9 protein-coding genes are annotated in these 5,178 nt (G+C 59.8%); 3 read left to right on the top strand and 6 right to left on the bottom strand.

Going from position 1 to position 5,178, the window contains the following annotated elements; translation table 11 throughout:
- Positions 1-118: 118 nt before the first annotated feature.
- On the bottom strand, positions 119-256 hold the full coding sequence (locus CCR95_RS14860) for a hypothetical protein (RefSeq protein WP_201095871.1): 138 nt from the start codon (positions 254-256) through the stop codon (positions 119-121).
- Positions 257-326: 70 nt separating this feature from the next.
- Positions 327-473 (bottom strand): hypothetical protein, encoded by a 147-nt coding sequence (locus tag CCR95_RS14855; RefSeq protein ID WP_201095870.1) that lies wholly within the window; start codon positions 471-473, stop codon positions 327-329.
- 384 nt (positions 474-857) lie between these two features.
- On the opposite strand from CCR95_RS14855, the gene vapB reads away from it, so the two are divergent.
- Together vapB and vapC are read left to right on the top strand one after the other, a co-directional pair.
- The gene (gene vapB / locus CCR95_RS14850; protein ID WP_201095868.1) at positions 858-1,088 is read left to right on the top strand and encodes a type II toxin-antitoxin system VapB family antitoxin; all 231 of its coding nucleotides are present in this window, start codon (positions 858-860) and stop codon (positions 1,086-1,088) included.
- Positions 1,088-1,510 carry a type II toxin-antitoxin system tRNA(fMet)-specific endonuclease VapC gene (gene vapC, locus CCR95_RS14845; protein WP_201095866.1) on the top strand — a complete coding sequence of 141 codons (423 nt, stop codon included), beginning with the start codon at positions 1,088-1,090 and terminating at the stop codon, positions 1,508-1,510. The genes vapB and vapC overlap by 1 nt, the downstream gene beginning before the upstream one ends.
- A gap of 121 nt (positions 1,511-1,631) precedes the next feature.
- Here the strand turns inward: vapC and CCR95_RS14840 are convergent, their stop codons facing one another.
- Positions 1,632-2,117 (bottom strand): PIN domain-containing protein, encoded by a 486-nt coding sequence (locus tag CCR95_RS14840; RefSeq protein ID WP_201095864.1) that lies wholly within the window; start codon positions 2,115-2,117, stop codon positions 1,632-1,634.
- A complete protein-coding gene (locus CCR95_RS14835) occupies positions 2,114-2,365 on the bottom strand; it encodes a UPF0175 family protein (RefSeq protein ID WP_201095862.1) in 252 nt (83 codons plus the stop codon). The genes CCR95_RS14840 and CCR95_RS14835 overlap by 4 nt, the downstream gene beginning before the upstream one ends.
- A gap of 478 nt (positions 2,366-2,843) precedes the next feature.
- On the opposite strand from CCR95_RS14835, the gene CCR95_RS14830 reads away from it, so the two are divergent.
- Positions 2,844-3,038: a hypothetical protein gene (locus tag CCR95_RS14830; protein WP_201095860.1), complete on the top strand. Its 195-nt coding sequence runs from the start codon at positions 2,844-2,846 to the stop codon at positions 3,036-3,038.
- A 260-nt stretch (positions 3,039-3,298) separates the two neighbouring features.
- Here the strand turns inward: CCR95_RS14830 and CCR95_RS14825 are convergent, their stop codons facing one another.
- The gene (locus CCR95_RS14825; protein WP_338115407.1) at positions 3,299-4,588 is read right to left on the bottom strand and encodes a DegT/DnrJ/EryC1/StrS family aminotransferase; all 1,290 of its coding nucleotides are present in this window, start codon (positions 4,586-4,588) and stop codon (positions 3,299-3,301) included.
- A 93-nt stretch (positions 4,589-4,681) separates the two neighbouring features.
- Positions 4,682-4,918, bottom strand: a complete 237-nt coding sequence (locus CCR95_RS14820) for a hypothetical protein (protein ID WP_201095856.1) — start codon at positions 4,916-4,918, stop codon at positions 4,682-4,684.
- Between the last annotated feature and the right edge of the window lie 260 nt (positions 4,919-5,178).

Genomic DNA, 5,178 nt, shown 5'->3' with positions numbered 1-5,178 from the left:
CTCGGAACTCACGACCCTTGGTTACCCAAACGCCGCTCCGGGGCACTACAATGGTGTACGAGCAACTCCATCGGCTGGACTTTAACCAGCAAGTTAATCAGCCTGTTACGGCATACGGTCAGGTTTTGCAATGCAGCACTGGTTCGGGGATGCTGGCCCGGTCGGCCTTGCCGGCATGCCGCTCGACCGCGGCGCGGCCATTGGTCGTCAGTCGGGCGCGTTCGGCGGGATCCTTCCATGCGGCAGTCCAAGGCATCGGCCAGTGGGGCGGGTTGATTCGGGAGGCAGAGGATGACGCATTCGCGGCGTCGCGCAAGCGAGATCATTTAATGCTCGCTGTCCGACCGCAACACGTCGTCCAGGCTGGCGGCGTCCAAGACCCGCAGCGCCCAGCGCTCCAACTGTTCCGGTGTGGCATCCTGTAATCGCGCCTCGACCTCGGGCGGCGAGGCGCCGAAGCGTTGCTGGATCAAGGTGCGAGCGGGATCGCGAGGCGTTCCAGTCGCGCGGTGACCTCCATCCGCTCTTCGCGCTCGTGGATTGCGCTCGCTTCATTGAAATGTACCGGCGAGACGGCAGCGCGATAACGACCGATTTCGATATGGCGGAGGACCAAATAGAGTGCGTCTGTTTTCCATCCTGATCCGCAGTTGCTGCTGCTCGTCGAACGGACGACAGATGACGCAGACATCAAGATAGAGGATCTTCATGTCGCCGGTTGTGGCTGATTTCGGCTGCGAGGCGCAACCTCGCCGCTTGGGGTCACGGGGTCACCATTTCGCTGCGGCTTGTCGTTGTCGTTGTGGTTATGATTGGATATACTCTTGGCATATCCTGACGATATGCGAAGCGAATAAATGGAACAAACAACCGTATTCAAAAGTAACCGCTCTCAGGCCGTGCGGCTACCCAAGGCTGTCGCTCTACCAGACGATATCAAGCAGGTTGATATCGTGGCTGTCGGCCGTACTCGCATTATCACACCCGCCGGAGAGGCATGGGATAGCTGGTTTGATGGTCCCAGTGTGAGCGCTGATTTCATGAGCAATCGCAATCAGCCTTCCGTGCAAGAGCGCGAGGATTTCTGATGCTCAAATATATGCTGGATACCTGTACCTGCATATACACCATCAAGAACCGGCCTCAGGAGGTACGGGAAGCATTCCGGCGCCATCACGGCCAATTGAGTATCAGCACGATCACGCTGATGGAGTTGACCAAGGGAGCTGAGAAATCAACCAATCCAGAGGCGAACACGGGAGTCATCGAGGGCTTTGCGGCGCGTTTGGAGGTACTGGATTTTGACCGAAATGCAGCGACTCACAGCGGCCAGATTCTTGCTGAACTCGAACTCCGTGGTCAAAAAATCGGTGCCTATGATAGCCAGATAGCGGGGCATGCCAGAAGCCAAGGATTGATCGTTGTCACGAACAACCTCCGTGAATTCGAGAGAGTTCCTGGATTGCGAGTCGAAAACTGGGCGGCGAACCCACGGTGTGACCAGGTTTGAACCGCTCATAAAAACCTATTCAAACCAACTTGAATCTGAATAAGTCTATTCACGCCGGGGGAGAAACCGGGACAGACCACGTTTTCCTTCTCTCTTTTGCCTATTCGTTCGAGATAGGATCTCACAACGGCCATTCCTCGCCCGCCAGATCCATCACTGTCGCGATGAGATCGGCTGAGATAAACACATCAGCGTCGTCGAGCTTGGCCAGAGACGGTGAAATCCGGTCGATCAGGCCCGCCTGTTTGGCGGCTAACAGGATGCCAAGCGAGCCAATCGTGCTGATGTGATTGATCCGCGCGACCCTTCGTCCACGCTTGTCGTCAATCAACAACTTATCAGCCGCGCATTGCTTGTCTAAAACCATGGCCTCGGTTTCGCCAAGGTCAGAAAATCCATCCAGCAAGACGGCGCTGCCGGGATCGATCTTTCTGACTTTATCCTTGAGAAATTCTTTTAACTGTTGCGCTTCCGGCTTGTGACTCACAATCGCCTCTTGGTCAACGGCCTCCGGGACGATCACCGTCGCAAAGAGCGCCTCCAGCCAGCGCAGGCCATTGCAGGATGCCAGCGCGATCAACGCCGAGCAGTCGGCGACCAGGATCATGCTTGCCTCATGGATTCAAGATCCTCCATCAGCTCTTCCCTGGTCATGTCGATGACGGGTATCTGGCTATCCTTACATGACTTCATGAAGTCATGGACCGTCAAGTCGGCCAGTTGGGCGCCTTTAGACAAGGTTATCCGTCCCGCCTTGAACAGCGCGAGGGCGTAACTTGCGCGCATTTCGCGTTCGATGACACTCGCCGTCTGCATTTCGACGAAATCATTCGGTAGGTTGATGGCGATTTGCATGATTTTGTTTCCTGAAGGAAAAACCGGGACAGACCACGTTTTTTCAGGCGGGACGGGGTATTCACCCCGTTCTCTCGCTCCCACGCTCCGGCGTGGGAGCAGGTTGCGACGCTCCAGCGTCGCGTCGCCAACAGGCACCGCTGGAGCGGTGCGATGGCATTCTCACGCGGGAGCCTGGGCACGAGCGGGAGGCAGGACTTCAGGCGGGACGGGGTATTCACCCCGTCCCGCACGTTTTGCCAACACTCGCGCATCGCGCCGAACGCCGAGGGTGGAAACGCTTCCGAACGGGGCGAATGCCCCGTCCGGCTGGAGGGTTCGCGGAGGCTGGCCCGGTCGGCCCTGGTGCCGGCGGCCTTGCCGGCATGCCGCTCGACAGCGGCGCGGCCATTGGTCGTCAGTCGGGCGCGTTCGACGGGATCCTTCCATGCAGCAGTCCAAGGCATCGGCCAGTGGGTCGGGTTGATTCGGGAGCAAAATGATGACGGCATTCGCGGCGTCGCGCAAGCGGTCGAGGCGCGCGTTCGGTCGGGTGGATCAGGCGCGCGGCAGGGTCTGCGGAATCGCTCCCGGCTCCAACCGCGCCGCATCCACTGTGCTGCGCCACTGGCGAACCTTGCTGGTGGATGCGCTGATCGACCCTTGTATTTTGTTCGCGGTGTGCGTGGTTTAACGGCGATTTTGCGCCCCACCGATGAGCGAGGAGGATTTGAGGATCTGGGCGTAGGAAGAAGGCGATGAGCTAGACAATGGAGCGAATCGCTTTTGCCGGATTGCCAGCCGCTACGCAATTGGCGAGGGGCGAACGGATACCTTGACCGATGAGTAATTGCCGGTGAAACGGCGCCTCTCCAAGCCATCGCCAAGCGCGCCATGTGGACGCTATTCGACTGATAATCGACAGAGAGCGAGAGAAGATCCGACCGGCAACACTCATGATTCTGCTCGCTTGCTTGCGGATGACAGGGTCGCCAGGATCGTTTCCTGCTGCGCCGCGCTCAGATGCGGCCCGATCGGCAGGCTCAGCACCTCACGATGAATGGCTTCCGTGATCGGAAACGCACCTTCGCCGAACCCCAATTCAGCATAAGCCGATTGCAGATGCGGCGGAATCGGATAATGGATCAGCGCGCCGATGCCGGCTTCGGTCAAGCGCTTATGCAACGCATCACGCTGGGGGTGTCGCACCACGAACAGATGCCAAGCCGGCTCCGCCCATTCGGGCACCTGCGGCAGAATCAGGCCGGTGTCGGCCAGTCCTTCGCGATACCGCGCGGCGATGGCGGCGCGACGGGCGTTCCAGTCGTCGAGATGGCGCAGTTTCACTTGCAGGATGGCGGCTTGCAGCGGGTCGAGCCGGCTGTTGACGCCCTGCACCTCGTTGACGTATTTGACGCGCGAGCCGTAGTTGCGCAGCACGCGCAGGCGGTCGGCGATCTCGGGATCGTTGGTGGTGACGGCGCCGCCATCGCCCAGTGCGCCGAGGTTCTTGCCAGGGTAGAAGCTCCAGGCCACGGCGTCGCCGTGCGCGCCGATGCGCCGGCCCTTGTAGCGCGCGCCGTGCGCCTGCGCGGCATCTTCCAGCACACGCAAACCATGCTGGCGCGCGATGGCCAGAATCGGGTCCAGGTCGGCGGGCTGGCCATAGAGATGCACCGGGAGAATGGCCTTGGTACGCGGCGTGATCGCGGCTTCGATCCGGTTCGGGTCGAGGTTGTAGGTATGTTCATCCGGCTCCACCGGCACCGGCGTGGCGCCGCACTGGCTGACCGCCAGCCAGGTGGCGATGTAGGTATTGGAGGGGACGATGACTTCATCGCCGGGGCCAACGTCCAGGGCGCGCAGGGCGAGGTGCAAGGCGTCGAGACCGTTGGCGACGCCGATGCAATGATCGGCCTCGCAGTAGGTGGCGTAGTCCGCTTCAAAGGCTTCGACCTCGGGGCCAAGGATGTACCAGCCGGAATTCAGGACGCGGCCGATGGCGGCATCCAGCTCCGCGCGGAGTTCCAGATGCGGCGCCTGGAGATCGAGAAACGGAACGGTGTCCTCATCCCGTTCGTTGGCACGCAGGAATTCTTCGAGTGACAGCGTCAGAGGGCTGCGGGCCAGAAATGCTCGGTCGCGGGTCAGGATGCGGGCATCGGGGATGGTTCGGGCGGATGCCTCGATCAGACTGTCCTCGACATCGATCTGCCGATAATCCACGGCTGGCGTCTTGACCACCTGAACATGTCTAGACCCGATCGACGACGGCCACATGCGGCTGCCGCTGCAAGAGCAGGTCGAGCACCAGATTGACGTCGAAGAAATACCGCTTCATGAATACTTGGCCGCCAGGTAATCAAGATAGTCATCCTTGCCGACAGCCGCCGGTTGCGCACCGTCGAGAATCGCGTGTAGCTTGGCCGATGGACTGACATCTCCCAACGACGGGGAGACGGGTTTTTCGACTAACGTCAGTTCCGCCCGGAATGGATTCTTGGGCAGCGTGTTTGGCAGACCTGCTCGCTCGATCAGATAGCCTTGAGGAATGTGCTCGATCTTGACCAACATGATGCCACCTCGTTGTTACACTCGATCAGACGCGTCGAGATGCCTTTCAGCCGAATAGGCCCCGTATTCTTCCTGTAGAACAGCATCGTCATCTTGCAGCGGATCGGTCGATGCGGTGATGATGAAAGATTCGGGTAGAGTAGAGAGCAGGCATCCCGTGTCCGTAGATCCGGCCTATCTGTTGCCGCCCCTTTCGTTTGGCGGTGCCTCACGAGCCGAATCGTAGTCACAGGATACCAGCCCTCCCTCATCAAACCGTG

Origin of the sequence: Thiocystis minor (genome assembly GCF_016653465.1) — a bacterium.
Lineage (GTDB): Bacteria > Pseudomonadota > Gammaproteobacteria > Chromatiales > Chromatiaceae > Chromatium > Chromatium minus.
The sequence above is the reverse complement of the archived record's forward strand: the minus strand, read 5'-3'. Positions and strand labels throughout refer to the sequence as shown.